Genomic DNA, 22,366 nt, shown 5'->3' on the forward strand with positions numbered 1-22,366 from the left:
CTTCGTCAGTCCTCCTTCGCCACCGCCAAATGCGCGACAGATTAGGGGTGAGAGTATATGAGCTATCTTCGAAGGTTAGTATCGAGACTGCAGTTTGATAAAGGATGAACGAGACAGAAAGACGCATGCCCGATTCAGCGGACCTTACTGAGGACACCGACGCTTTCATCTCAGTAGAAGTAACATCGGACACGTCCGACGCTATCGAGAAATCCGTCTCGGAAAACTCATCTACTGGTCGAAATGGAAACCACCATCGATCACTTCACGCTCGTCGGTTACTAGCTGGTCAGCCAGACACATCACTGCAATCCCTCTCGGCGCTTGATTCGGAGGACGTCAAACTCCTCGAACACCAAGTCGATGCGGCGTATCGCGCGCTATTCGAGATGAACGGGAAGGCATTACTCGCCGATGAAGTTGGTCTCGGGAAGACTATCGAGGTGGGGATGATTCTGAAGGAAATGCAGTATCGAGACACGACGGATTCCGTGCTTATCCTAACTCCCGCCCAGTTAGCGAAGCAGTGGCAGGGCGAGATGCGGGAGAAATTCGGCCTCGAGTATATCTGCAACTACGACGACGAGTTCGAGGGTTTCGACAGTCACGACCAGATCATCGCAAGTATTGATACGGCAAAGAGCGACCGCTACCGCTCGACTGTCCTCGCACGTGACTGGGACGTCCTCGTCCTCGACGAAGCCCACTACGTCAAAAACGAACAAACGGAACGCTATGATTTGATCGACCGCCTCACGTATCGGTACGCGTTCTTCCTTACTGCGACCCCGATTCAGAACGACGTCACCGACCTCTACAACATCGTCTCACTCCTCCGGCCCGGCCTGTTCGGCACCCGCGAGACGTTCAAACACTACTTCATCAACAGCAGTCAAGAAACGCTCATCAACACGACCGAACTCAAAGACCGCCTCGCAGAGGTCATGATCCGGAACCGGCGCGCAGAAACAGACATCGACTTCACCGACCGCCACATCGACACCCGGACCTTCGACCCGACCCCGAACGAGGAGGAACTCTATCGACTCGTCTCCGACTACGTCACGGGCGCGTACAGCCGAGACGGCGGGCAAAAACTCGTCCTGATGCTCCTCCAGAAAGAAGTGGTAAGCAGTCCGGCCGCCCTCCGCCACACCATCGAAAAACGCCTGCACGAGCAAAACGAACTCACCCACCGCGACGAACTCCGGACTATCGTCGACCAAATCGACAGCATCGACACCGTCACCAAACAGGACCGACTCCGCGACATCGTCGAGGAGGCCCGCTCACACGTCGAAAAGGGCCGGGTCATCGTCTTCACCCAGTTCCGGGCCACCCAGCAAGAACTCCTCTCCTCGCTTGCGGAGGACGGTTACACCGTCCATGCATTCCACGGCGGGCATTCAAGCGAGGAGAAGGAAGCGATTGTCGAGGATTTCCGTCGTGAGGGCGGGATTCTCGTTTCGACAGATGCGATGAACGAAGGCCGGAACCTCCAGTTCTGCAACATCATGGTGAACTACGACTTGCCGTGGAACCCGATGAAGGTCGAGCAACGCATCGGCCGCGTCCACCGCATCGGCCAAGACCGCGACGTCTTCATTTTCAACATGGCCCTCAACGACACCATCGAGGAGTACGTCTTAGAGAAGCTCTACCACAAGATCGACCTCTTCCAACAGACGGTCGGAGAGCTGAGTACCATCCTCTCGCGGCTCGAGGAGTCCGGGTCGAGTTTCGAGGACGAAATCTTCGAGCGGCTCGTCAATGCAGACTCCGAAGTCGACCTCGAGAACGACTTTGATGCGATGGCAGTCGATCTCACCGAACAACAAGCACTTGCCGACAAAATGGAGGAGTTCAACGACGACGTCTTCTCGGGATTCGACCTCGGAACGGATCAGGCCGTCGACCTCGGGGATGGACAGCGAGGTGAGTAGCGATGCCAGAAAGCGAAGTCAGGAGCGATTTTGCGCTCGACCGGACGCAGGAGCGCCTCGAAGAGTATCTTACTACGGTCTTCGCCGCAAGCGAGGTAACCGTTGACCAGCAGGAGGGCGCGTGGCGTATCACCAGCCAATCGGATACCCCGACGGGAATCGGGCCGTTGGATAGCGCACTTGCGAGGGCGGACGACGGGAGGATTCGGTTAGTGCCCGCGGCCGAAATAGCGGAATCAGGTGAGACTGACGTCGAACTCGGTCCGGACGAGTACGTTCGCGCTCCGGACGGGGAACTCGTGGAGGCGATTCTCGAGGAGGATGCGGACTCCAGTCCGGTCGGTCGTTGGCGCGTCGGAGACGGTATCAGCGATATTCCGGACCCGGATTGGCTCGCCGAGTCGCCAATCGAAGTTACTAATCGGTCCTTCCGACCGTACTACGACCGAACGGCCGTTTGTATCGTCTTCGAGGCCTCAGTCGAGACGGTCAGCGAGTTCGAGCAAACGATTGTGGTCCCGATTGCAGTCGACGCGGAGACCGGCGAACGACTCCCGAAACTAGCGGCGTGGTTCGACTCGGTAACTGCTGAACCGCAACCCGGCGACGGACGGGTCGAAGTGGTAGAAGAGTCGGTCTCCGCTGACGCACTCGATGGTGTTCGGTCTGCCGCGCAGTCGCACGCGGAATCGGTTTTGTCTCCGAAGTTGGAGTCGATTCGTGACCGGTCGCTGCGCGCCGCGAACGTCGAGCTAGAGGAGTACGCCGGGCTTCAAGACGACAGAATCGAGGAGCTACGAGCGGAGCGAGAGCGAGTCGCCGAGAAGCTAGAGGCGGTCGGGCGCGAACTGGAGGACGCCGCCGACAGGGCGGAGCGACTCGCGGCGATGGAAGAGCGGTCGGAGCTGCGCGAGGAGCGCGAGGAAATCGAGTCCGAACTCGAAGCGCTGGAGTCGAAGCGGGAGCGAGACTATCCGGAGAAGCGGCGCGAGGTTCGGGAGCGACACGCAGTCGAGGTCGCGCTCGAAGCGGTGACGGTGACGGTCGTCGAGTACGAGAAGGGCGACCTCGTCGTCGGTCTCGCGGAAGGCGGTCGGAGTCGTTCGGTTACGCTCCCGTACGGTCGAGGAGTCGGAGTGACCGACGCGGTCACCTGCAACCGGTGTGGTTGCAGTCTCGACGCCCAGACTTCGGCCCGCATCGGGGAAGCGGGCGTCGTCTGTCGTTCCTGTCGAAGCGAGCGATCGGGTCGCTAAGTTGCTGGTTCGCTGGTTCGGTTTGGCTTCGTTCGCGCGGGTACCGGGCCGCGTCGGGAGTGCCTCCTCGGGTGGCGTTTCCGGAGAGTGCAGGCGTTCACCCGTTCGGCCGCGAGTGCGACAGCCTCGTCTGGAGGAGTCTCCTCGCGCTCCGATTCTAGCGAGTCCTGCCCGGTTGACAGTCGGGCGCGGGTCACCCATTCGCAACCCGACGCCGCCGTCTCTCCTCCTCCGTCAGAAGCCTCGCCGTGAGCGTCGGCGAGGTGATTCGGAGCCGCGAAACGGACGGGACGGGTTCCACGAACGGACTCACGAGCGGCGACCGGGTGTGGAAAGAAATGAAATTAATCGTTTAACAATTCAAAAACATGCTTGAATCGGGGTGTGCGGTGCCGTAACCGGCGCGGGTGATTCGACAGGAATCGCCGCATTCGGCGGGATTCATCATTCATGCATCTTTATGAAGGGACTGTTCGACTACACGGGTACCTAGCTATGACGGACGATTCTGGCCGGACTGAACTCCCAATCGAACGCGGGTTCCCTATCGAGCGCATCAACGAAATCGCCGAGAAGGAGAGCCGAGCGAAGCAGTACTATCGGCCGATTTACACCATGCACAAGTGGTGGGCGCGACGCCCCGGCAGCGTCTTCCGCGCCATCTGTCTCTACACCCTCCTCGACGACCCGGACGACGTGTCCGTCTACGAGCCGGGCGAGAACCAGTCGCTCGCCGACTTCGGCGAAGGCTCCGACGAGATTCAGGAACTCATCGAGAACGTAGACCAAGCCGACCCCGAGAGCCTCTGGAAGCTCTACCCCAAGGACGTTCGCGTCGAGGAGAAGAAAATCCTCGACCCCTTCATGGGCGGCGGTACCTCGCTGGTCGAGGCCTCGCGCTTCGGCGCGGAGTCCGTCGGCTACGACTTGAATCCCGTCGCGTGGTTCGTCACCAAGAAGGAACTCGAAGCGGGCCGGACGGACGTAGAGGAGCTACAGGCCGCGTTCGAGCAGGTGAAAGACGACGTGGCCGACGAGATTACCCAGTACTACCGGACGCCCTGCCCCAACGCCGACGTGGACGAGGAGGCCGCCGACAACGACGACCGCCTCGACCACGGTCACGACCACGAGGCCGACGTGATGTACAACTTCTGGGTGAAGGAACTAGACTGTACGGCGTGCGGGCACACGGTCCCGCTGTTCAAGGACTACCGCGTGGCGAAGGGTCGGTACGACAACGACGACAAGTACAACGTCCTCTGTCCCGACTGCGGCGACATCGTGCTGGTGGACGACTGGCAGAGCGAGTGCAGTTGCTCGTCGTGTGCCCACGAGTTCGTTCCCAAGGAGGGCAATACCTCCGGAAGCAAGTACACCTGTCCTGACTGCGGCCAGAAGTACGGCATCACCGACGCGATTCAGGAACAGGGTGGCTTCGACTTGCGACTCTACGCAGTAGAGTACTACTGTCCCACATGCGACGAACATGGTTCTCGAAGTGACGCAAAGGGATATAAGCCAGTAGGTGAATTTGACGAAGCATTGTTCTCCGAGGCCGCATTCGAGTGGGAAGAGAACGAGGAATTACACGAGTACGTTCCTGACGAAGAGATACCCAAAGGGCACCTGACTTCGGACCGGAATCCTGTCTTCGACCACGGCTACAAAGACTGGACAGATATGTACACAGAGAGACAGCTTCTCGCGCTCTCAAAACTTATGCGGTCCATCGAGGAGATTGATTCCCAGAATGCGAAGGAGTACGTTCTTCTCGCCCTATCTGACTCGATTATGTTCCAGAATCTCTTCACGATGTACAACTATACCGGGAATAAGATTGAGTCTGCACTTCATCGGATGAAGGCGTTCCCGCCTCAGAATGACATGATTGAGGCGAACGTCTGGGGAACGAAGTACGGCAGGGGGACATTCGAAAAAACATGGGACATGGTAATCTCTGGTGTTGAGTATGCTCACGCTCCTACTGAGCGTCACGTTGAAAATGGCGAGAACAGAGAGACCGACTCCTACAAACAACCGATTGGGAAAAACACGGACATATACCGTGGGGATATGCGGCTTATCGAGGACGAAAACGAGTATGACGCCGTCATCACCGACCCACCGTACTACGACAACGTCATCTACTCGGAGGTGGCCGATTACTTCTACATCTGGCAAAAGATACTCCTCGAAGGCGAATATGAGGGCTTCGATGCTGAGAAAACTCCTCGCGCAGAATCTATCGTCACAAATCCCTACCTCGACAAAACTGCCGAAGACTTCGAACACGAGATGGGACAGGCACTTGAAGTCATCAACAACGCGCTGGTAGATGATGGTGTTCTAACATTCACGTACCACCATGCTGGGTCTGAATCGTGGGGTGAATTGCTAGAATCGCTCTGCGATAACGGATTTGAAGTGACTGCAACGTACCCGATTTCTTCGGACCTTGCTAAGTTTATCGAGGGCGAAGCAGTCGCGTTCGACATTGCAGTCGTCGCTCGTCCCATCGAAGAACGAGAACCGATTACGTGGCGGAATCTCCGGCGCAACATCATCAAAACCGCCCAAGAGACCCGCGAACAACTCGAAGAAAATCGAGACCTCAAGTCCGGCGACATCGGCGTCATCGAGATGGGCGAGTGCTATCACGAGTACTCGAAACACCACGGCGAGGTCCGGCGATTCGGCGACATCATGTCCGCGAAGGACGTGGTGGACGAGATTTACGGCATCATCCAAGAGAACAGCGAACTGGGCGAAGTCGAGGTGTTCCTGAGCCTCCTCGATACGCACAACCCGACTTACGACGATGTGAATCTGGAGTGTCGGTCGGCGAACGTCACCCCCGAGGAGTTGAAGGACAAGAAGTTGTTCTCCACGCGGGACGGATTCAGCCTCGGGACGTGGGACGACGACGACCGCCGGGCGTACATCGAGAGTCGGGTCAACGGCACCATCGACGAGTCGCTGTCGGCGCTCGACAAGGCCCAGTTCCTGCGGTACCGCTACGAACACGGCAAGACCGTGGGCAACTACCTGAAGAAGTGGAGTGACGACGACGACCTCCGAGAGACGTGTGAGTCGCTCGCCGAGGTGACCGACGACGACGGATACGAGCGCATGCTCGGCGGGGACCGCTCGCTCGGAAGCTTCGACGAGGAGTGACCGGCGTCCGAATCTCGTCCCTCGCGGGGGAGCTACGAGGGGGCCTCCTCGGAGGAATCGGCGTACAGGCGTTCGAGCTGCGTCCGGAGTGACTCGGCGAGCGACCCGGCTTGGGTAATGCGGATTGGATGGTGGTCAACGCGCGTGTTGATGCGGCGGTCGTCGTCGGTGACGAGCAGTCCGTTCTCCTCTCCTCGCCAGTCGTCTGCGGCTGGATTACCGAAGACGAGTTCCTCGTCGTGACGCATGTAGGCGAGGTACTCGAGGAGTTCTCGAACGCCGCGCTCGACGGTATCCTTGCCCGACCGCCCCGAGCCGTGATACTTCGCCTCGACCACTAACGACCGCTGCGGGTCGATGGAGCCGTCGCGTTCGTAGACGACGAGCACGTCCGGGCGTTTCGTCCTGACTTGCGACCCGGCGTCGAAGAGGTCACCGGCTATCTCTTTGGTTCGTGTTCGTATCGCTTCCCGTCGCGTCACCGACGCGGCGTCTACGTCGGCCGTATCACCGAGGAACGAGAACTGTTTCGACCGGGCCGCCTGTTCGTAAAATACGGAGATGTGGTCGCCGTTGTCGAGTTCGAAGGAACCGACGGCGTCACGGTTAGTCTGAATCGGTGCGAGCTCACCGTCAGTTCCGAGTATCTCCTCTAACGTCTCGATGACGGCGAAGAGCACGTAGAGTTCGAAGAGCGTGCTGTACTGCTGGTCGGGTGAGTGGCCGCTGTCGGTTGGAACGATGAGCGTATTCGACAGAAGATCTGTCAGAAGCTCTCGGTCAACTTCGGTCGAGAGGAGTTCTTCGTAGCGGAGGTAGCGTTCGGCAGCGTCTCGGTAGAGTGCGTGCCGTGACCGAGACGCGGTTTCGAGCATCGCGTTCGTCGGTTCGCCGGTATCCGGGTCGCGGATTCGGTCGAGATTGACGTTCCCCTCGATTGTCTGGCGCGTCCGACCGAGGAGCTGTTCGCCCCATCTGCTCCCCCAATCGTACGTGGCTAATTCGTCCGCCCACGTTTCCAGGCCCGCGTCGAGTCGTTGGAGCAGCGCGCGCAGGACGATGTTCTCGTCGAGGTCGTACTCTTCGTATCGGGACTGGGTGACGAACACCGTTTGGTCATCGGGGTCCCGGCTATACCGCTCCCGAATCGTCTTGCTCCAATCAACCCGGCTTGAGACTTCTGAATGGGTGATGTTCTCCTCGGTTGACGTTCCCGTCCGGAGTTCACGAACCCGCGGGCGCAACTCTTCGGCGAACGCGACGGTGTCTGCTTCCAGCAAGTAATGGAGGATGAGTAAATCGTCAAACCCGGCGATGCGTTCACCGAACGCAGCCTCAGCTAACGCACCACCGATGACGTCACTATTGAGCTCCCCCGAGAGGACGTACAGCTCCAGATTCTCGGCCACCGCGTCGATCAATTCCTCGGGCTTCATGCGATAGCTCCTCGTCTATCCGCGGAATTGTTCCTTCGCTGCGGTCTCGATTCGCTCGGTACTCACTCGGGACAGCGACGCTAGCTTCTCGATTACGTCGTCGCGTCGTCGGTCGAGCATCCCCTCCATCTGCGGGAACGCGTACGCCACAACCGCATCTGCAACTGCACGATTACGTTGTTCCTTCGTCGCACGTGGGAGTCCTGCGACGTACCCTAGCATGTCTTCCGCGATGGCAGGCCCGAGACTCCGGGCATGCTCGTCTTCGTTCATAATTCGCCACGCCGAGAGCACGCCAGCCACCACGGGACTTTGCGGTTCAAGGTCGATATCCTCCCACTCGGCCAGATACCCCGCGATGAACTCCTCCGGCGTCGGGGCTGCGTCTTCGGCGTCAGGAATCTCGGGAGCGCCGACCCGGATGAACGTGAACCGACGCATGAACGCGTAGCTCATGTCGTACAGCGACGTTTTGTCGTAGCTGTTCATCGTGGCGAGCAACCGCCACGAGTCAGGCACGATAAACTCTTCGAGCGGGAGGTCCGTTCCGCCCGATTCGCTACTGTCGTCGTCTTCGTCACCGTCAGTAGGAGCATCTTCCGCTTGTGCTGGCCGGACGAGAATCTCGTTCTCCTGCTTTGTCTCGTAGGGAAGTTGGACGTGTTGGCCGGAGAGAACAGTAAACAACTGGCCGAACGCCTTGTCGATATCCGACCGATTGATCTCGTCGATGACGGTCACGTCGTTTCGTTGCCGACCGTCCTGCTTGAACCGGCGGAGGAGCTGGCCCGGCTGGAATTTGAGTTCGCGGTCACCCTCGCGCGACGGCATGTAGCCGCCAATCGTCTCGAATGTCGACCAGTCGGCAGTTGCAGTAGTGAGATGCGTACCAGTATAGACGTCGTATTCGTCGGCGAGATGGGTTGCGACTTGTTCCGCGAGTTCCGTTTTCCCGGTTCCGGGTGGGCCGGTGAAGACGATGTGGTTCCCTGCGTTGAGTGCAGCCTCGATTTGCTGGAGGAGTCCATCGAGGCTGATCGCCATCGTCTCAGGGAAGTGCAAGCCGTCGATCGTTTCCGGTGAGACGTCTATCTCGGGGGTAGCGGTGACGTCTAGCTTCGTGTCCTCGTCTTCACGTTCTCCTGGACCGAACTCGTTGAGACGGTCGAATTTCGGCTTGACCAATTCCAGTTTGGTTTCGACGCGGTCCCATCGGAGGACTTCGTTTGGTCGGTCGACACGGGTGAGATCGCGGATGGATCGCCAGTCGCTGGTGCGGAGATCTTTCCCGATGTTGAGACCGTACTGGACGTAGTTGTGGTTGATGCCGAGATAGAGTTGGTAGTGGTCCTTGTGGGATTCGCCTTCTTCGGGTTTCGGGTAGACACAACACCATCCGAAGTTCCCGAGTTTCTGCATCGACCCCATGTAATCGACGACATGCGTCTCTAAGTTCTCACCGTCAGCAAGGGTCAGGAGCTCCTCACAGAGAGAGTCGAAATGATGTCGCAGACGCGGCTTGAGGAGGTCATAGTACACACCGCCGAGGATTGCGTATGGACGCCATCCGTTTGTGATGTTACGGTCGTACTGCTGGTTGACCTCTTGTTCGTCTTTCTCGTATGCACGCTTGGTAAGTCGATTGCTCGCGTGCCGGTCAAGCGCCTTGACCCGGATTTCGTTAATCGGACTCTCCTCGGTGTCTTTGTTCCGCCAATACGCACAGAAATCCGCCGGCAGCTCGTCGTACAAATCATCGTAGACTGAAACGACGTCTCGTGGCCCTTCTTCGTGATCAGGGTCAATGGCGTGGAGGTGCGCAGACACGTCCCAGAGATGGTTCAGCAAGTAATCGGCGGTAAGATCCGGAAACGTCCCGAGTCCAAGTTCTCGCCCGAGGGCGGCGATGGTGTCTGGGGCGACATCGACGCCACACCGCTCCTCGAGCGCGATGGAGATTTCACTACTCCAAGTGTCAACTAAGTCCTCGGCTTCGTCGGTGGTGAAGTCCATCGAGGTGCCATGGTCGTTGTGCGTCGTCCCGCGATATGGCCCCCAATTACAGAAGTACTCAACTAGCCCCTCTGCGGCAAGAACAGCCTCCTCGGGAGTTGGGTCCGCTTTCAGCTCACCGAACAACCAGAGCGCGGACTGAATCGCGGGAAGGTCAAAATAATACCCTTCAGATTCCACGTGAGGGCGAGACTGGTCGGGTGTTGGTCGATCAATCGTCCGAGCCCGTGCCCGAATCTCCTCGACTAGCGCTTTCGGAGTTCCCGAATCGATCTTCCGGTACGTGCTATCGAATGACGGACCGTCGTAACCGAGTTTCTCTGCTGCCGTGGCGCTACTAATCGCGTTGTCCGAGTCGAGGAGGTAATGCCACGCGACGGGGAGGTGATATTCCGTGTGTTCGCGTTCGTAGACTCGGCTATCTGGGTCAGTCGCAGTCGTGTACTCGCCGGTTCGGATAGTTCCGTACCCGATAATGCCAGCCCCGTTGAGGAACGAAAATACCTTGTCGCCTTCTGTTGCGCGTTGCGGAAACCGGTCTTTATCACCGTACGTCGATACGAATCCCTCGTGAAGCGGTTTCCGGCCATCATCCGGGAGGTGTCTTTTATTGGTGTTCACCCACCAGTACGTCATGTGTTATTTCGATACAGTTTCGCCGGATAATAGTTTCTACTTCCCTGACTCCCCGTCGCCGTTAGTACCACCAAACTAACCAACTAACTGGGCCACCTAGATAGAGAAAGGCGCGCACCTCTTGTACGACAGCGTTGAGGCGAACGTCACGAACGAACTCCTCGGCGTAGATGGCGACCGCGTCGAACGAATCACCAAAGACGACGGGGAGCACTACGCCCGCTTGCCCGGCGAGGAGGCGCTCGGTACCGTCGTCGCCGAGGGTCGTCTTGAGAGTGTTTCGGCTGGGTTCCCTGCCCTGTTTGGACTGTCCGCTCGACACTCCATTTCGGGTTTCGATGTCGCTTCAGGGGAAAAAAGACCTATCCGGATAGTAAAGAATCGTCTGGTATGCCAGCGCGAGCGACGAGACGTCGGTTTCTCACGGCGAGTGCAGGTGGCGCACTTACGACCCTTGCAGGGTGTACCGAGCTGGAAGAATCGCTCATCGAAATCACGCAACCGACTGACGAGACTCGACCGCCTCGATTCGGAGTCGAGCAGGCAGACCGGCGACGGAATCTGGGGGTCGGACAGCTACGGCATCGCCCACGCCAGCGCCGCCGACGACGAGGACGTCCCGCAGGTCGTCTGCACGTACCACCCGCAGATACCAGAGGCCGGGGACGGCGGCCTGACGGGCGTGGACGACGACGTGCGGGACCGACTCAACGACGCGCTCTGGGGCTACTGCGAGCGGGTGGCCGAGCGCATCCAGCAGAAGGTAGACGAGTGCTACGCGGCCGCCAGCGACGAGCGGTAGTCGGCGATTCGAGAGGCGGCTCTCCGGTGGTCGGCGCTCCAGAAAGTCCGTGGTCGTCGCTCGGGAAAGGGTCGATTTCCGCGCGCGTCTCGCCGTCTCGACAGTTGGACGGTAGCAACCGTTTTTCCGACGCGCGACGTATCGGGGCTATTCCGTCGGGTCGTCGGTCGCGCCTCGGCCGGTCGAAGCGACTCTCTGCCGGTCCGGTCGAGTACGACCGACCCCTCGGAACGGAGCAGTCGAGCATGAGCCAGCAACTACCTGAAGAGTGGTTTATCGCGGATTCACGAGTCAACGCGGCCATCGCGTGGTTCTTCGTCGGCGTCCTCGTCGCCGTGGCGATAACCGCGTTTCTGGAGTTCCTCCTCGTCAGGATGGCGCTCGCGGTCGTCGCGGCGTTCGTCGCCGTCGCGCCGGCACTCGCCAGCGAGTCGTGGACGCGGACCGCGCCGTGGCCGCTCCTGTTGGTCTGTACGATTCCCCTCTCGGTGGGCGCGCTCGGGCTGAGTTTCTTCGCGGACTTCGTCACCGGCCTCAGCATCGCCGCGCTGGGGATGCTCGCGGTCGTCGCGCTCCAGACGACGAGTTCGGTGCGCACGACCCCGAACTTCGCGGTGTTCTTCGTCGTCCTCACGACGATGGCGACCGCTGGCTTCTGGGCGGTCGGGTCGGCGGCCTCCGCGAGGTACCTCGGGACGGAGTTCGTCGAGACCAACGACGACCTCATGATGATTTTCACCGCCGCCACCCTCGCCGGGTTCGTGGCCGGTGGCCTCTTCCGGGCGTACTTCCGGCGGCGACTCCGCGCGAACCGCGACCGAGTCGGCGGTGAAGAGGTGGAACTCGGCGCGGAGGGGCCAGATGGAGCGACGGGGCCAGAAGAAGCGGTGGGAACGGAGGCGCGGTCCCGGTGAGCGTCCGCAACCGGCTTCATGTCTCCGAGCGAGCGCAGGCCGGACTCGTCCGACTGCTGCAGGTCGTGATGGTCGCCATTTTTGTCGTCGGACTCTCGCTCGGCAACGCGGGAATCGCGGTCAACGCCGCGGTCGGACTGCTGGTCACGCAACTCCCGGCTCTGCTAGAGAAGCGATACCAAATCACGATGGACGTGGCGCTCGTCCTCTGGATTACGCTTGCGATGTTCCTCCACGCGTTCGGGACGCTCCCGCTCCCCGGCCTCGACTTTGCGAGCCTCTACGGTTCGACGTGGTGGTGGGACCACATGACCCACGCGCTCTCGTCGTCGCTGGTCGTCGGGTCGGCCTACGCCGTGACGCGGGCCGTGCAGGAACACACCGAGTACATCCACCTCGGGCCGAAGTTCACCTTCGCGTACCTGCTGGTGTTCGTGATGGCGTTCGGGGTCTTCTGGGAACTGCTGGAGTTCTACATCGCCGTCGCGGCACGACTGCTCGGTATCCCGAAAATCCTCACCCAGTACGGACTCGGCGACACGATTCTGGACCTCTCGTACAACACGCTGGGCGGACTGCTGGTCGCCGTCTTCGGCACGGCGTACCTGACCGGCGTCTCCGACCAACTGCTGGCCCGACTCGAATCCCGGTCTCCTCGGTGACGGCTATCGCCCGGTCTCCTCGGTGACGACCGTCGTCGTTGTGAAATGGTACTGATGAATTGACGGGGCAAAATCAGACCGTGAAGCGGAGTACGTTCCATTACGCGTCTGAACGGTCGTACTCGTTTATTCTATTTCTCGCCCCGTATTGAGACGTGATACCAAATGACTCGTTTCGGTAGAGCAACGCTCGTCGTCGCCACGGCAGTCGCGTTGGTACTCGCAGGCGGGACCGCCACGACGCTCGCAGGGACGCCAGCAGACGGAGGAGCGAACACCGTCGGCGCACAGGAGACGACCACAGTCGAACAGAACGAAACCACCCGGAGCGAGACAGCGACGGCGACCGAAACCGGGACCGAAACGGCGGAGGCGTCGTACACCCAGACACCGCACATGGGCTGTCAGCCGGGAGCAATCGAGAAAAACGGAACGTGCCAGCCCGTCACGTCCGGCTCGAACGCGGACATCTTCAGCGCCGAAAACCTCGCGCCGATTACGGCGAAGAACACGACGATTAACGGGACGCCGGGCTACTTGGCCCGACCGGCCGACGACGGAGAGTACCCGTCCGTCGTCATGATTCACGAGTGGTGGGGACTCAACCAGAACATCCGCCACATGGCCGACATCCTCGCCGGTCACGGCTACGTCGTCTTCGCCGTGGACCTCTACGACGGACGTGTGGCGACCAACTCCTCGACCGCGTCCGAACTGGCGACCGAGGTCCGGAACAACCCCGACGAAGCGGTAGCGAAGATGGGCCGCGCGACGGAAGGGATTCGTGACCTCCCGTACACGACCGAGAAAGTCGCTAGCTTGGGGTGGTGCTTCGGCGGCGGCCAGAGCCTCCAACTCAGCCTGAGCGAGACTGAACTAAACGCGACGGTCATCTACTACGGCACGCTGACGACGAACGAGTCCGTCCTCCGCGACATCGACGCCCCGGTGCTGGGCATCTTCGGGGCCGAGGACCAAGTCGTCGGCATCGAGAGCGTCCGCGAGTTCAACCGAACGCTCGCCGACCTCGGCGTCCAGAAGGAGATTCACGTCTACGAGGGGGCCGCCCACGCCTTCGCCAACCCGAGCGGCGAGAGCTTCCACCCGGAGGCGACCAAAGACGCGTGGGAGAAGACGCTGCGCTTCCTCGACGAGACTCTCCGCGAAGACGGACAGTCCTGAGAGAAAATCGAGATGGGAGCCGCGAGTCTACGCTTCTCGGCCTCGCTGGCCCATCGGCGTGTCTTCGGCTTCGTCAGCCTCCTCTGCACTGCGGCGACTCGTCACGCCGAGCGCGACCAGCGTGACGCCGGTGCTCAGCAGGTTCACGCCGAAGAGGACGCCGACAGCCCACAGCGCGGTGGAGGGGAACCCGGCCCAGAGCAAGACGGCGAGGAGTAGCGACACGACGCCGCTGGCGAGCATCCAGACCCACCCGTCGTTGGGGCGACCGGCGAGCGCCCAGCCGATTTCGACGACGCCGTCCACGACGAAGAACACGACGACCAGAAGCGTCAACGTCGCCAATCCGACGACGGGATTCGCCACGAGCGTGATGCCAGCGAACCCGTAGAGGGCACCGAGGACGACCTGCCAAATGGCGCTCCAGAGGCTCCCCGCCGAGAAGGCGTGGGCGACGTGAACGAGCGCGCCGACCGCGAGGAGCGCGCCGAACAGAATCGACAGCGAGAGTCCCGTGACGAACGGGAACAGGGTTGCGAGCGCGCCGAGGACTGCGATGATTGCGCCTGCAAAGACGGCGACGCGGGTTTCTTCGGGCGTGACTTCGAGGGTTGCTGTTTGGCTCATTGGTATCCCCGTACTGTTCGACGGGCGAGAGCAAGAAGCGAGACTTTCGTTCGTCCGGTTCAGGGCGGTCTCGCCCTCGGAAATTCAAAATTGATAATCGTGAATGACTCGTTGCTCTCGACTCCTCGCGCGTTGTACTTCGTATCGCGCTCGTCATTCCACGTTACAGCGCGTCAATTGCCGTCCCCCTGTCGGACGGCGTGACGACTGACGGACGACGCGGCCAGTTCGGTCCCCGAGAGTTCGGCCCCCGAGCGGACCACCCCGCGAGGTCCACGTCGAAGCGCTCATCCCGCTTCCGCCGAGAACTGTAGGCATGGAATCAGTAACGGTGACGCGGGACATCGAGGCGTCCCCCGAACTTCTCCGAGAGCGCATCAGGGACGTTGGACCGTTCATGCGTGCGGCGGGGTTCGACGGCGTCGAGGTCGAAGGCGAGACGATTCGACTTCGCAACTCGGTCGGACTGTTCTTCGAAATCGAGTTGACGCTCGAAGTGGTCGAACGCGCGGACGCCGTCCTCGCCTACGAACAGCGCGACGGTATCTTCGAGGAGATGGAGACGGTGTACACCCTCGACGGGAACGACGGCCAATCGACCGTGAGCGCGACGACGGAGTTCGCAATCGGCGTCGCGTACGCCGGACCGGCGTTCGACGCGACCATCGTCAAGCGCCAGCGCCGCGCGGAACTGACGAAGCAGTTCGACTACCTCGAATCGGAAGCGCGCTGACCGAGAAGATATAGTTCAAATCGGATGTAGATCGTTCGAGAAGTGCGGGCGCGAGGTTTGCGTGGTAGTCGGCGAATATTCGCCAGTTAGTTGCTGATATTTTAGATACATTTATCAGTTAGAGAGATGGGAATTTAGGACGATGCCGATTGGCCGAATCTTTGGGGACCTCTCCGTATTCGATCTTCTGGGGAACTTCGTCCCGGGTATTCTACTCATGGGAAGTGTCATCGTGTTACTTCCACCAGACCGCGTGACGCAAATCGGGTCATCCCCACTGGCGACGGTTTTTCTGTTGGGGGTAGTAGCGTTCGCTCTCGGACACTTGATTCAAAGTTACGCAGCGCGAGCAGTCGGCAAACGAGAAACCTTTCGAAACTCGATTCTTATCAATCAGAGTCTCGGTCAGTCGGAGGTGTTGGATTTCGAGAGATTTCCGACAGCACATCCGTGGCTATACGCCGTCTATTCGTTCCTCCACCCGGAGGAACCGGAAGAGTGGGACCTCGACGACTATCTGAATAATAACTCGTCCGAGGAAGACGCCGACGTATCTATTGGTGAAGGCGTATTAGATAGCGAGACCATACTTAGAAAGATCACCAGAGTACCTGCCCGCTGGTACCGAGCAGTAATCGAAGCCTCGGCGATGGTTCGAATCAAACGCGACCGGCCACTGTCCGACGTGACGCTCGCCGGAAAAACGTGGGCTATTTGCCGGAAAAAGTACGATTTAAATCGTAAGTACGACCAGTACGGGGACTTACTCCACTTGATTTCCAGCGATATAGAATCTAGCGCCGAAAGCTCTAGAGCTCTCCGCTTTCAGGCGATTCGAAATTTCCATCGAGGAATGTGGATCGCCTGCTACTTTTCGTTATTGCTGATGTTTACCGCAGTTATCGCGCGAGGGTTCTCAAAGGAGATCACCTCTCTCGCCGAGTTCGTCGGCCTGACGGTTTGGAAACCCGTAGTCGTGGAACTCTGGACTCCTCTCTGGATTCTCTGCCTCGGGTACGCGCTGTTGCTCTACTTCTTCTGGGAACTGAAAGAGGACTTCGAAGAGGAGTTCATCGAGTATCTGTTGACGGACTTCCTCGCAATCCACGAGACGGCAGACGAAGAAGACAGGGAAGAACCGGCGTGGAAGCGCCGAGACGCTCCAAACTGGTACCAGTAGGTTAAACGCGCGCTTTGTTACTGCCGACCCGCTTGTGTTCGATGTCTTCGAAGGCCCAGATAGTTCGTAGTGAATTGCGACTCTCTAGTTCTGCCGCGATCGTATCGCCTTCGGAGAGTCGGTCGATTTTCTTCCGAATATCCCGAGAGTACTCCATCCCGCTAGCTTCCACGGCGACAGTGAGACCGCGCTCTAAATCTTTGAGCCAGATATCGTTGTTCATGATATCCTCGACTGTGAACTTCGACTCGACGGTCTCACTCATATGTAACACTTCCTGTGCATCCTACTTCAAGGTTCCTCTACCAAAGCGTTCGGGTTTGTATTATCCGTTGTGCGGACGTATTTTGGTGTGAAAGATACTACGCTACGAAATTCTCGGCTCGGTAACTGGCCGAACCCATCAACAAATCGAGTCACGAGCCAGCCGACGACCGAGTACCGTGAGAACACTTCTGGAATTTCCGGAAACGAGCCTCTTCTTTTATGTACCAGCGGCCTGATACCGGAAGTAATGATAACCGATGCTCGCGTCCTCCGGACCGGTTTCGTCCCCCGCGAAGTCGAGCATCGAGACGCCGAGGTGACCCACCTCACCGAGATTCTCGCGCCGCTGACCGACGGCAATCCCGCCGACACGACGCTGCTGCTCGGTCCCTCGGGCGTCGGCAAGACGTGTCTGGCCAAGTACACCGCCGAGCAGTTGCGCCAAGAACTCCTCGACGTGGAGTACCAGTACGTCAACTGCTGGCAGAACTTCTCGGAGTTCCGCACGCTCTACCGGATTCTGGAGGGCCTCGGCAAGACGGTGGACATTCACCGCCAGTCCACGCCGCGCGACGAGTTGTTCGAGCGCCTGCGAACCTACGACGGCCCTCCCTGCGTCGTGATTCTGGACGAGGCCGACCAGCTCGAAGACAAGAACCTGCTGTATCACCTCCACGAACTACCCCAGTTCTCGATGCTCCTCATCGCCAACCGCGAGCGCGAGCTGTTTGCGAACGCCGACGAGCGCCTGACGAGTCGGCTGACCGGGTGCGAGCGCGTTCGCTTCGACCGCTACGACTCCGAGGAGTTAGTCTCCATCATGGATGCTCGCGTCAAGCGCGGTCTGGAGGAGGGCGCTATCGAGCGCGACCAGCTTGCGACCATCGCCGACGCCGCGGGCGGCGACGCCCGGGTCGCACTCAGCATCCTCCGGACCGCCGCCCGGCAGGCCCACCAGCACTACGACTCGGAAATCACCGACGAGATTCTGGAAGCGTCGATTCCGGAGGCCCGCGCCGAGCGCCACGAGAAGGACGTCGAGACGCTGACTCCTCACCAGAAGGCGCTCTACGAGATTATCGAGGAACACGACGCCATCTCGCCGAACGAGTTGTACGAGGAGTACCGCGAGCGAATGGACGACCCGAAGACCGACCGGACAGTTCGCAACTACCTCTCGAAGATGGACCAGTACGACGTGATTCGGGCCGAGGGGACGAGTCGAGACCGGACGTATCGGTCGGTCTCGGAGACGTTCGAGAACCTCCCCGAGTAGATGGCGTCGCGGCTCCGGCGCGCGGACGGACCACCGAGCGGAAAATTAATATCGCGTTGTCAGAATTGCGTAGGAAATGCCCTTCACTCGCCGTCGCTTTGTAGCCGAGAGTAGCGTTGCGATGGCACTCCTCGCCGGGTGTGCAGGCTTTCCCGATAGCACGACCACGATTACGGAGTTGGAGGTCGAACTTGCGAATGGAACGGACGACAGCCACGCGTTTCACTTCGCCGTCGAAACGAGCGACGGACTGAGCGAGTGGGAGTCCCGCGAGGTAGCCCCGAAAACCAGCGAATCGGTCGTCCGAGAACCGCCCGAGGAGTTCGACCCCGTCGCGGTTCACGGCGTCGTGGACGACCAGACCGCGCGCGGGGAACTCCGTGGAATCGACAACACGGAAGCGAACGAAATGTGCCTGCACGTCATCTTCGAGTACGGACTCGGTGACAGGCCGACGTTCCTGCAGGACTCGGACAGCCGTTGCTGACGGGAGCCGGGCCTCGGCCGGGTTGTCTCTCGACCGACCTTCGCTTTCGTCGCTCTGCTTTCGGCAACATCTGGAAATCGGACAGGACAGCCATTTCAGGGTAGCTATCCAACGAATAGGACGGGCGAACTCGCTTCCGGAACTTCCGGAAGGAGCGCGCCGAGGCTTAACCGGATACCGAAAGTATCCGGATGTATGCGAGCAGTACAACGGAACGGTGGGGTACCGAAACCGGAGTTGTCCGAGTTAGACGCGGGCGTTCGACGCCGAGGAGTCGAGGGTGGCGAGCGAGCGGCGGGACCGCTCCGGTCGCTCGCGCGGAGTCGGGAGGTGACCGTCGATGGCGCGCACTAATCCGAGGTTCCGCGACGTGCTTCGGTCGCTCGAAGACAGTTGGCGGGACTACCGGCGGGCGCTCCGGCGGCCCGACCGGGACCGCTTCGACCGGCTCTGGGAGGACGCCCGCCAGTACGCCGACGCTGGCGGCCACCTCGACCACCAGAACCCGATGGTCGTGGTGCTGTTCTCGATGCTGCTGGCCCAACAGCGCCGCATCGAAGACCTCGAAGCGGAACTCGAAGGCGAGCGGTCCGGGGCGAGTGACGAGGGAGGTGCGGACGAGTCGGACAGCAGGAGTGCAGACCGGTCGGCCTCGTAGCGGGATGCCCTACGAAACCGATTTCTTCGACGGCGAGGAGGAGGCGATTCGAGCGGCCGATGGCGAGGAGCGGGTGGTTCGAGCGGCCGAGAGCGTGCTGTCGCCGCGGATTGGCCCCAAAAGTGAATGGGAGTGCGCTCCGAGACGTAGCCATGCCCGAATGCGAGAACTGCGGCGGATTCGTCACGCAGGAGTTCCAACGAGTCTTCGCTGGCCGAGACGGCGAAGTCCACGGGTGCTACGAGTGCGAACAGAAGACCGCCATCAAGAACGGCGCGGCGACTCGGACGTGACCAAGCGGACGCTGTAGCGAACGACCGCGAGCGCACCGTCGGATTCATCCTGTCCGGATTCTTAGGGTAAGAGAGGACCATGAGTGACCCCCACATCGTCGAAGCCGTGGACCCGGACGAGGCGTTCTCGATGCTCTCGGACTCGTCGAGAATCGCTATCCTCCGCGAACTCTCGGACGCCGACGGCGAAGCGACCTTCGCACAACTGCGCGAAGCCGTCGGGATGCGGGACTCCGGGCAGTTCAACTACCACCTCGGCAAACTGACCGGGCGGTTCGTGGCGAAGACCGACGACGGATACAAGCTGAAACCGGCGGGCCAGTACGTCGTCGGTTCGCTCCTCGCCGGGGCGTACACCAAGGAAGGGTCCGTGGACTCGCTTCCAGTCGAGGAGTCCTGCCCCGGCTGTGACGCTCCGATGACGTTCCGGTACGAGGACGAGCGGGTCACGATAGACTGCGAGGAGTGTCCGCTCGAGACCCAGTTCGAGGCCCCGCCCGGTATCTTCGCGGGCTACGGACCGGACGCCTTCCCGTCGGTCGCCGGTCGGTACGCGAAAGCGCTCATCGAGCAATCGAAGCACGGATTCTGCCCGTACTGTCAGGGGCGAATCGAGTCGGCGGTCGTACCGGCGACCGAAGCGGGGTCGGACAGTTCGCCCGAGGAGTTCGAGGACATTCCGATGGCTCTGTACGACTGCGGCCGCTGTGGAATGAGCCTCTACGCCGACGTCGGAACGGCGTTCGTGGACCACCCCGCCGTCGTCTCGTTCTATCACGACCGGGAAATCGACGTCCGCGAGGCCTCGATTTGGCGGTTCAGCGCGCTCGACGGCGACCGATGTCGGATTCACGAACGAGACCCGATTCGCGCGAGTGTGACCTATCCCGCCGACGACGACCGACTGACGCTCGCCATCGACGAGTCGCTGAACGTGGTCGAGGTAGCGGATTAGTCGAGGGAGTGGATTAGTCGAGGGAGTGGATTAGTCGAGGGAGTGGATTAATCGGGGGAGTGGATTAATCGAGGGAGTGGATCAATCGAGGGGCGGAGCCAGCCAGACACCTCGTTTCCAGTGAAATCCGGCTACTCGTCGCCGAGAACCGCCATCACGACCTCTGGGTCCTCGACCAGGCGGTGTTCGGTGTAGTTCCCGTCCGCGCTTCCGCCGCTCTGGTCGGCCTGCTCGATGACGTCCAAGAAGGCGTGTTCGCGCAGTAGGTCTCGAACGCGGCGCGCCGACAGCGGGTCGGCACCCGCCTGTTCGCAGATTTTTTCGTACGCCTGATAGACCCGAGACGTTCGATACGCGTCGCCGTCGTGGTTCATCGAGAGCATCGCCAGCGCGCGGAGCGTCCGCTTCGAATGGGGCGTCGCACCGCGGATGAGTTCGCGGAACCGGTCGTTCTCGGCGCGGTCGCGGGCCTGTTCGACGTACTCCTCGCGGACTTTCGCGTCGCCCTCCGACTGGGCAATCTCGCCAGCGTAGCGCAGAATGTCGATGGCCTTCCGCGCGTCCCCGTGTTCCTGAGCGGCCTGCGCCGCCGCGAGGGGAATCGTCCCCTCCTCGAGGACGCCCTCTTTGAACGCGTCGTCACGCGCGGCCATGATGTCGCGGAGCTGGTTCGCGTTGTACGGCGGGAAGACGAACTCGCGCTCGCAGAGGCTCGATTTGACGCGCTCGTCCATGCGGTCTTTGTACTTGATTTTGTTGCTGATACCGATGGTGCCGAGTTTGCAGGAGTCGAGCTTTCCCGCTTCGCCAGCGCGCGAGAGCTGCATCAAAATTTCGTCGTTTTCGAGCTTGTCGATTTCGTCGAGGATGATGATGACCACGTCGTACTCGGCGTCGAGGATTCGCCAGAGGCGCTTGTAGTACGTCGACGTCGAGATGCCTTTGTCGGGGATGGAGATGTCGGTGCCCGAACGATTGACCTCGCTGGCGATGGTCTGGACCGCCTGCGTTTCGGTGGTGTCCTGCGCGCAATCGACGTAAGCACGGCCGACGGCCACGCCCTCCGACTCGGCCTCGGCGACGAGTTGGCGGGAGACGTGCTTGGCGCAGAGCGATTTCCCGGTGCCCGTCTTGCCGTAGAGGAGGACGTTGCTGGGCGATTGTCCGAAGAGCGCGGGGTTGAGCGCGTTGGCGAGCGACTGGATTTCGTCGTCTCGACCGACGATGCGGCCGTCGTCGGGGAGGTGGTTGATTTCGAGGAGTTCCTTGTCGGCGAAGATAGGGTCGTCCCGCGAGAAGAGACTGTCGTCGGTATCGCTCATTGACACCACGTTTCCAGTGAAACCTACTTAGTAGTATCGTCGAGAGACACACACCGGGTTTCCAGTGAAATGGGGTGGAGAGAGGGGAGGGTCCAGAGGAAACGCCGGTTCGGTGCCACGAGATGTCGAGTGCAATTCAATAGAAATCCGGTGTCTGACGATAGAAGTACGGTATCTGACGCAGACGCACTCGAAACTGACGCGGACGCACTCGAAACTGACGCAGACGCACTCGAAACTGACACAGACGCACTCGAAACTGACGCGGATACATTCGGAACTGACGCGGACACCGGATTTCCACTGAAACGGAGAAGAAAGCCGCTAGCGGAGGAGTTGGGAGGCTAGCGCAGAAGTCGGGACGTTAGCGGAGGAGTTGGGACGTTAGTGGAGGAGTTGGGACGTTAGTGGAGGAGTTGGGAGGCTAGCGCAGAAGTTGGGACGTTAGCGGAGGAGTTGAGACGCCAGCGGAGAAGTTGGCGGGGGTGTTTCACGTGGCGGTTATCGTAGCAAAGCTACGATTTACATTGTAGCGTTAGCTAACTTA

20 protein-coding genes are annotated in these 22,366 nt (G+C 60.3%); 15 read left to right on the forward strand and 5 right to left on the reverse strand.

Features of this window, described 5'->3' with window-relative positions; translation table 11 throughout:
* The first annotated feature begins 125 nt into the window (after nt 1-125).
* The 3 genes from EPL01_RS02365 to EPL01_RS02375 all read left to right on the forward strand — a co-directional run bounded on the left by EPL01_RS02365 (nt 126) and on the right by EPL01_RS02375 (nt 6,376).
* A complete protein-coding gene (locus tag EPL01_RS02365) occupies nt 126-1,943 on the forward strand; it encodes a DEAD/DEAH box helicase (RefSeq protein WP_135823669.1) in 1,818 nt (605 codons plus the stop codon).
* A gap of 2 nt (nt 1,944-1,945) precedes the next feature.
* The gene (locus EPL01_RS02370) at nt 1,946-3,199 is read left to right on the forward strand and encodes a hypothetical protein (protein WP_135823670.1); all 1,254 of its coding nucleotides are present in this window, start codon (nt 1,946-1,948) and stop codon (nt 3,197-3,199) included.
* Between the two features lie 495 nt (nt 3,200-3,694).
* The gene (locus EPL01_RS02375) at nt 3,695-6,376 is read left to right on the forward strand and encodes a DUF1156 domain-containing protein (RefSeq protein ID WP_135823671.1); all 2,682 of its coding nucleotides are present in this window, start codon (nt 3,695-3,697) and stop codon (nt 6,374-6,376) included.
* A 32-nt stretch (nt 6,377-6,408) separates the two neighbouring features.
* On the opposite strand, the gene EPL01_RS02380 is transcribed toward EPL01_RS02375, so the two are convergent.
* Together EPL01_RS02380 and EPL01_RS02385 are read right to left on the reverse strand one after the other, a co-directional pair.
* Nucleotides 6,409-7,812 carry a hypothetical protein gene (locus EPL01_RS02380; protein ID WP_135823672.1) on the reverse strand — a complete coding sequence of 468 codons (1,404 nt, stop codon included), beginning with the start codon at nt 7,810-7,812 and terminating at the stop codon, nt 6,409-6,411.
* A 15-nt stretch (nt 7,813-7,827) separates the two neighbouring features.
* Complete coding sequence (locus EPL01_RS02385; RefSeq protein WP_135823673.1) at nt 7,828-10,461, reverse strand: AAA family ATPase; 2,634 nt, start codon at nt 10,459-10,461, stop codon at nt 7,828-7,830.
* A 436-nt stretch (nt 10,462-10,897) separates the two neighbouring features.
* On the opposite strand from EPL01_RS02385, the gene EPL01_RS02390 reads away from it, so the two are divergent.
* From EPL01_RS02390 to EPL01_RS02405, 4 genes are all read left to right on the forward strand, one after another.
* On the forward strand, nt 10,898-11,263 hold the full coding sequence (locus EPL01_RS02390) for a DUF7539 family protein (protein WP_210424050.1): 366 nt from the start codon (nt 10,898-10,900) through the stop codon (nt 11,261-11,263).
* Between the two features lie 245 nt (nt 11,264-11,508).
* The gene (locus EPL01_RS02395) at nt 11,509-12,177 is read left to right on the forward strand and encodes a hypothetical protein (protein WP_210424051.1); all 669 of its coding nucleotides are present in this window, start codon (nt 11,509-11,511) and stop codon (nt 12,175-12,177) included.
* On the forward strand, nt 12,174-12,839 hold the full coding sequence (locus EPL01_RS02400; RefSeq protein WP_135823674.1) for a DUF2238 domain-containing protein: 666 nt from the start codon (nt 12,174-12,176) through the stop codon (nt 12,837-12,839). Before EPL01_RS02395 ends, EPL01_RS02400 begins: the two co-directional genes overlap by 4 nt.
* A 165-nt stretch (nt 12,840-13,004) precedes the next feature.
* Nucleotides 13,005-14,021 carry a dienelactone hydrolase family protein gene (locus EPL01_RS02405; RefSeq protein ID WP_135823675.1) on the forward strand — a complete coding sequence of 339 codons (1,017 nt, stop codon included), beginning with the start codon at nt 13,005-13,007 and terminating at the stop codon, nt 14,019-14,021.
* Between the two features lie 27 nt (nt 14,022-14,048).
* On the opposite strand, the gene EPL01_RS02410 is transcribed toward EPL01_RS02405, so the two are convergent.
* Nucleotides 14,049-14,648, reverse strand: a complete 600-nt coding sequence (locus EPL01_RS02410; RefSeq protein ID WP_135823676.1) for an HdeD family acid-resistance protein — start codon at nt 14,646-14,648, stop codon at nt 14,049-14,051.
* Between the two features lie 316 nt (nt 14,649-14,964).
* Between EPL01_RS02410 and EPL01_RS02415 the strand changes: the two genes are divergently transcribed.
* Both EPL01_RS02415 and EPL01_RS02420 read left to right on the forward strand, forming a co-directional pair.
* Nucleotides 14,965-15,381 (forward strand): SRPBCC family protein, encoded by a 417-nt coding sequence (locus tag EPL01_RS02415; protein ID WP_135823677.1) that lies wholly within the window; start codon nt 14,965-14,967, stop codon nt 15,379-15,381.
* A 142-nt stretch (nt 15,382-15,523) separates the two neighbouring features.
* Nucleotides 15,524-16,561 (forward strand): hypothetical protein, encoded by a 1,038-nt coding sequence (locus EPL01_RS02420; RefSeq protein WP_135823678.1) that lies wholly within the window; start codon nt 15,524-15,526, stop codon nt 16,559-16,561.
* A gap of 1 nt (nt 16,562) precedes the next feature.
* On the opposite strand, the gene EPL01_RS02425 is transcribed toward EPL01_RS02420, so the two are convergent.
* Nucleotides 16,563-16,826: a hypothetical protein gene (locus tag EPL01_RS02425; RefSeq protein WP_135823679.1), complete on the reverse strand. Its 264-nt coding sequence runs from the start codon at nt 16,824-16,826 to the stop codon at nt 16,563-16,565.
* 249 nt (nt 16,827-17,075) lie between these two features.
* Here EPL01_RS02425 and EPL01_RS02430 point away from each other — a divergent pair, with 249 nt between their 5' ends.
* The 6 genes from EPL01_RS02430 (at nt 17,076) to EPL01_RS02445 (ending at nt 20,497) form a co-directional block, all read left to right on the forward strand.
* Complete coding sequence (locus EPL01_RS02430; RefSeq protein WP_135823680.1) at nt 17,076-18,104, forward strand: Cdc6/Cdc18 family protein; 1,029 nt, start codon at nt 17,076-17,078, stop codon at nt 18,102-18,104.
* Between the two features lie 121 nt (nt 18,105-18,225).
* Entirely contained in the window at nt 18,226-18,591 is a 366-nt protein-coding gene (locus EPL01_RS02435) for a hypothetical protein (RefSeq protein WP_135823681.1), read from the forward strand.
* A 195-nt stretch (nt 18,592-18,786) separates the two neighbouring features.
* Nucleotides 18,787-18,945 (forward strand): hypothetical protein, encoded by a 159-nt coding sequence (locus EPL01_RS21375; RefSeq protein WP_168215784.1) that lies wholly within the window; start codon nt 18,787-18,789, stop codon nt 18,943-18,945.
* Nucleotides 18,932-19,249 carry a DUF8156 family protein gene (locus EPL01_RS02440; RefSeq protein WP_210424052.1) on the forward strand — a complete coding sequence of 106 codons (318 nt, stop codon included), beginning with the start codon at nt 18,932-18,934 and terminating at the stop codon, nt 19,247-19,249. The genes EPL01_RS21375 and EPL01_RS02440 overlap by 14 nt, the downstream gene beginning before the upstream one ends.
* A gap of 152 nt (nt 19,250-19,401) precedes the next feature.
* Nucleotides 19,402-19,542 (forward strand): DUF7563 family protein, encoded by a 141-nt coding sequence (locus EPL01_RS21380; protein WP_168215785.1) that lies wholly within the window; start codon nt 19,402-19,404, stop codon nt 19,540-19,542.
* Between the two features lie 79 nt (nt 19,543-19,621).
* Nucleotides 19,622-20,497, forward strand: coding sequence for a DUF7351 domain-containing protein (locus tag EPL01_RS02445; protein WP_135823682.1), 876 nt, complete (start codon nt 19,622-19,624; stop codon nt 20,495-20,497).
* 131 nt (nt 20,498-20,628) lie between these two features.
* Here EPL01_RS02445 and EPL01_RS02450 read toward each other — a convergent pair whose 3' ends face one another.
* A complete protein-coding gene (locus EPL01_RS02450) occupies nt 20,629-21,819 on the reverse strand; it encodes an orc1/cdc6 family replication initiation protein (RefSeq protein ID WP_135823683.1) in 1,191 nt (396 codons plus the stop codon).
* Nucleotides 21,820-22,366 lie beyond the last annotated feature (547 nt).

It is taken from the genome of Halorussus ruber (assembly GCF_004765785.1).
GTDB lineage: Archaea > Halobacteriota > Halobacteria > Halobacteriales > Haladaptataceae > Halorussus > Halorussus ruber.

Excerpts from the sequence above, each read along its gene's own strand:
- EPL01_RS02365 (WP_135823669.1), top strand. The coding sequence starts at position 126 with ATGCCCGATTCAGCGGACCTTACTGAGGACACCGACGCTTTCATCTCA.
- EPL01_RS02370 (WP_135823670.1), top strand. The coding sequence starts at position 1,946 with ATGCCAGAAAGCGAAGTCAGGAGCGATTTTGCGCTCGACCGGACGCAG.
- EPL01_RS02375 (WP_135823671.1), top strand. The coding sequence starts at position 3,695 with ATGACGGACGATTCTGGCCGGACTGAACTCCCAATCGAACGCGGGTTC.
- EPL01_RS02380 (WP_135823672.1), bottom strand. The coding sequence starts at position 7,812 with ATGAAGCCCGAGGAATTGATCGACGCGGTGGCCGAGAATCTGGAGCTG.
- EPL01_RS02385 (WP_135823673.1), bottom strand. The coding sequence starts at position 10,461 with ATGACGTACTGGTGGGTGAACACCAATAAAAGACACCTCCCGGATGAT.
- EPL01_RS02395 (WP_210424051.1), top strand. The coding sequence starts at position 11,509 with ATGAGCCAGCAACTACCTGAAGAGTGGTTTATCGCGGATTCACGAGTC.
- EPL01_RS02405 (WP_135823675.1), top strand. The coding sequence starts at position 13,005 with ATGACTCGTTTCGGTAGAGCAACGCTCGTCGTCGCCACGGCAGTCGCG.
- EPL01_RS02410 (WP_135823676.1), bottom strand. The coding sequence starts at position 14,648 with ATGAGCCAAACAGCAACCCTCGAAGTCACGCCCGAAGAAACCCGCGTC.
- EPL01_RS02415 (WP_135823677.1), top strand. The coding sequence starts at position 14,965 with ATGGAATCAGTAACGGTGACGCGGGACATCGAGGCGTCCCCCGAACTT.
- EPL01_RS02420 (WP_135823678.1), top strand. The coding sequence starts at position 15,524 with ATGCCGATTGGCCGAATCTTTGGGGACCTCTCCGTATTCGATCTTCTG.
- EPL01_RS02425 (WP_135823679.1), bottom strand. The coding sequence starts at position 16,826 with ATGAGTGAGACCGTCGAGTCGAAGTTCACAGTCGAGGATATCATGAAC.
- EPL01_RS02430 (WP_135823680.1), top strand. The coding sequence starts at position 17,076 with ATGATAACCGATGCTCGCGTCCTCCGGACCGGTTTCGTCCCCCGCGAA.
- EPL01_RS02435 (WP_135823681.1), top strand. The coding sequence starts at position 18,226 with ATGGCACTCCTCGCCGGGTGTGCAGGCTTTCCCGATAGCACGACCACG.
- EPL01_RS21375 (WP_168215784.1), top strand. The coding sequence starts at position 18,787 with ATGCGAGCAGTACAACGGAACGGTGGGGTACCGAAACCGGAGTTGTCC.
- EPL01_RS02440 (WP_210424052.1), top strand. The coding sequence starts at position 18,932 with ATGGCGCGCACTAATCCGAGGTTCCGCGACGTGCTTCGGTCGCTCGAA.
- EPL01_RS21380 (WP_168215785.1), top strand. The coding sequence starts at position 19,402 with ATGCCCGAATGCGAGAACTGCGGCGGATTCGTCACGCAGGAGTTCCAA.
- EPL01_RS02445 (WP_135823682.1), top strand. The coding sequence starts at position 19,622 with ATGAGTGACCCCCACATCGTCGAAGCCGTGGACCCGGACGAGGCGTTC.
- EPL01_RS02450 (WP_135823683.1), bottom strand. The coding sequence starts at position 21,819 with ATGAGCGATACCGACGACAGTCTCTTCTCGCGGGACGACCCTATCTTC.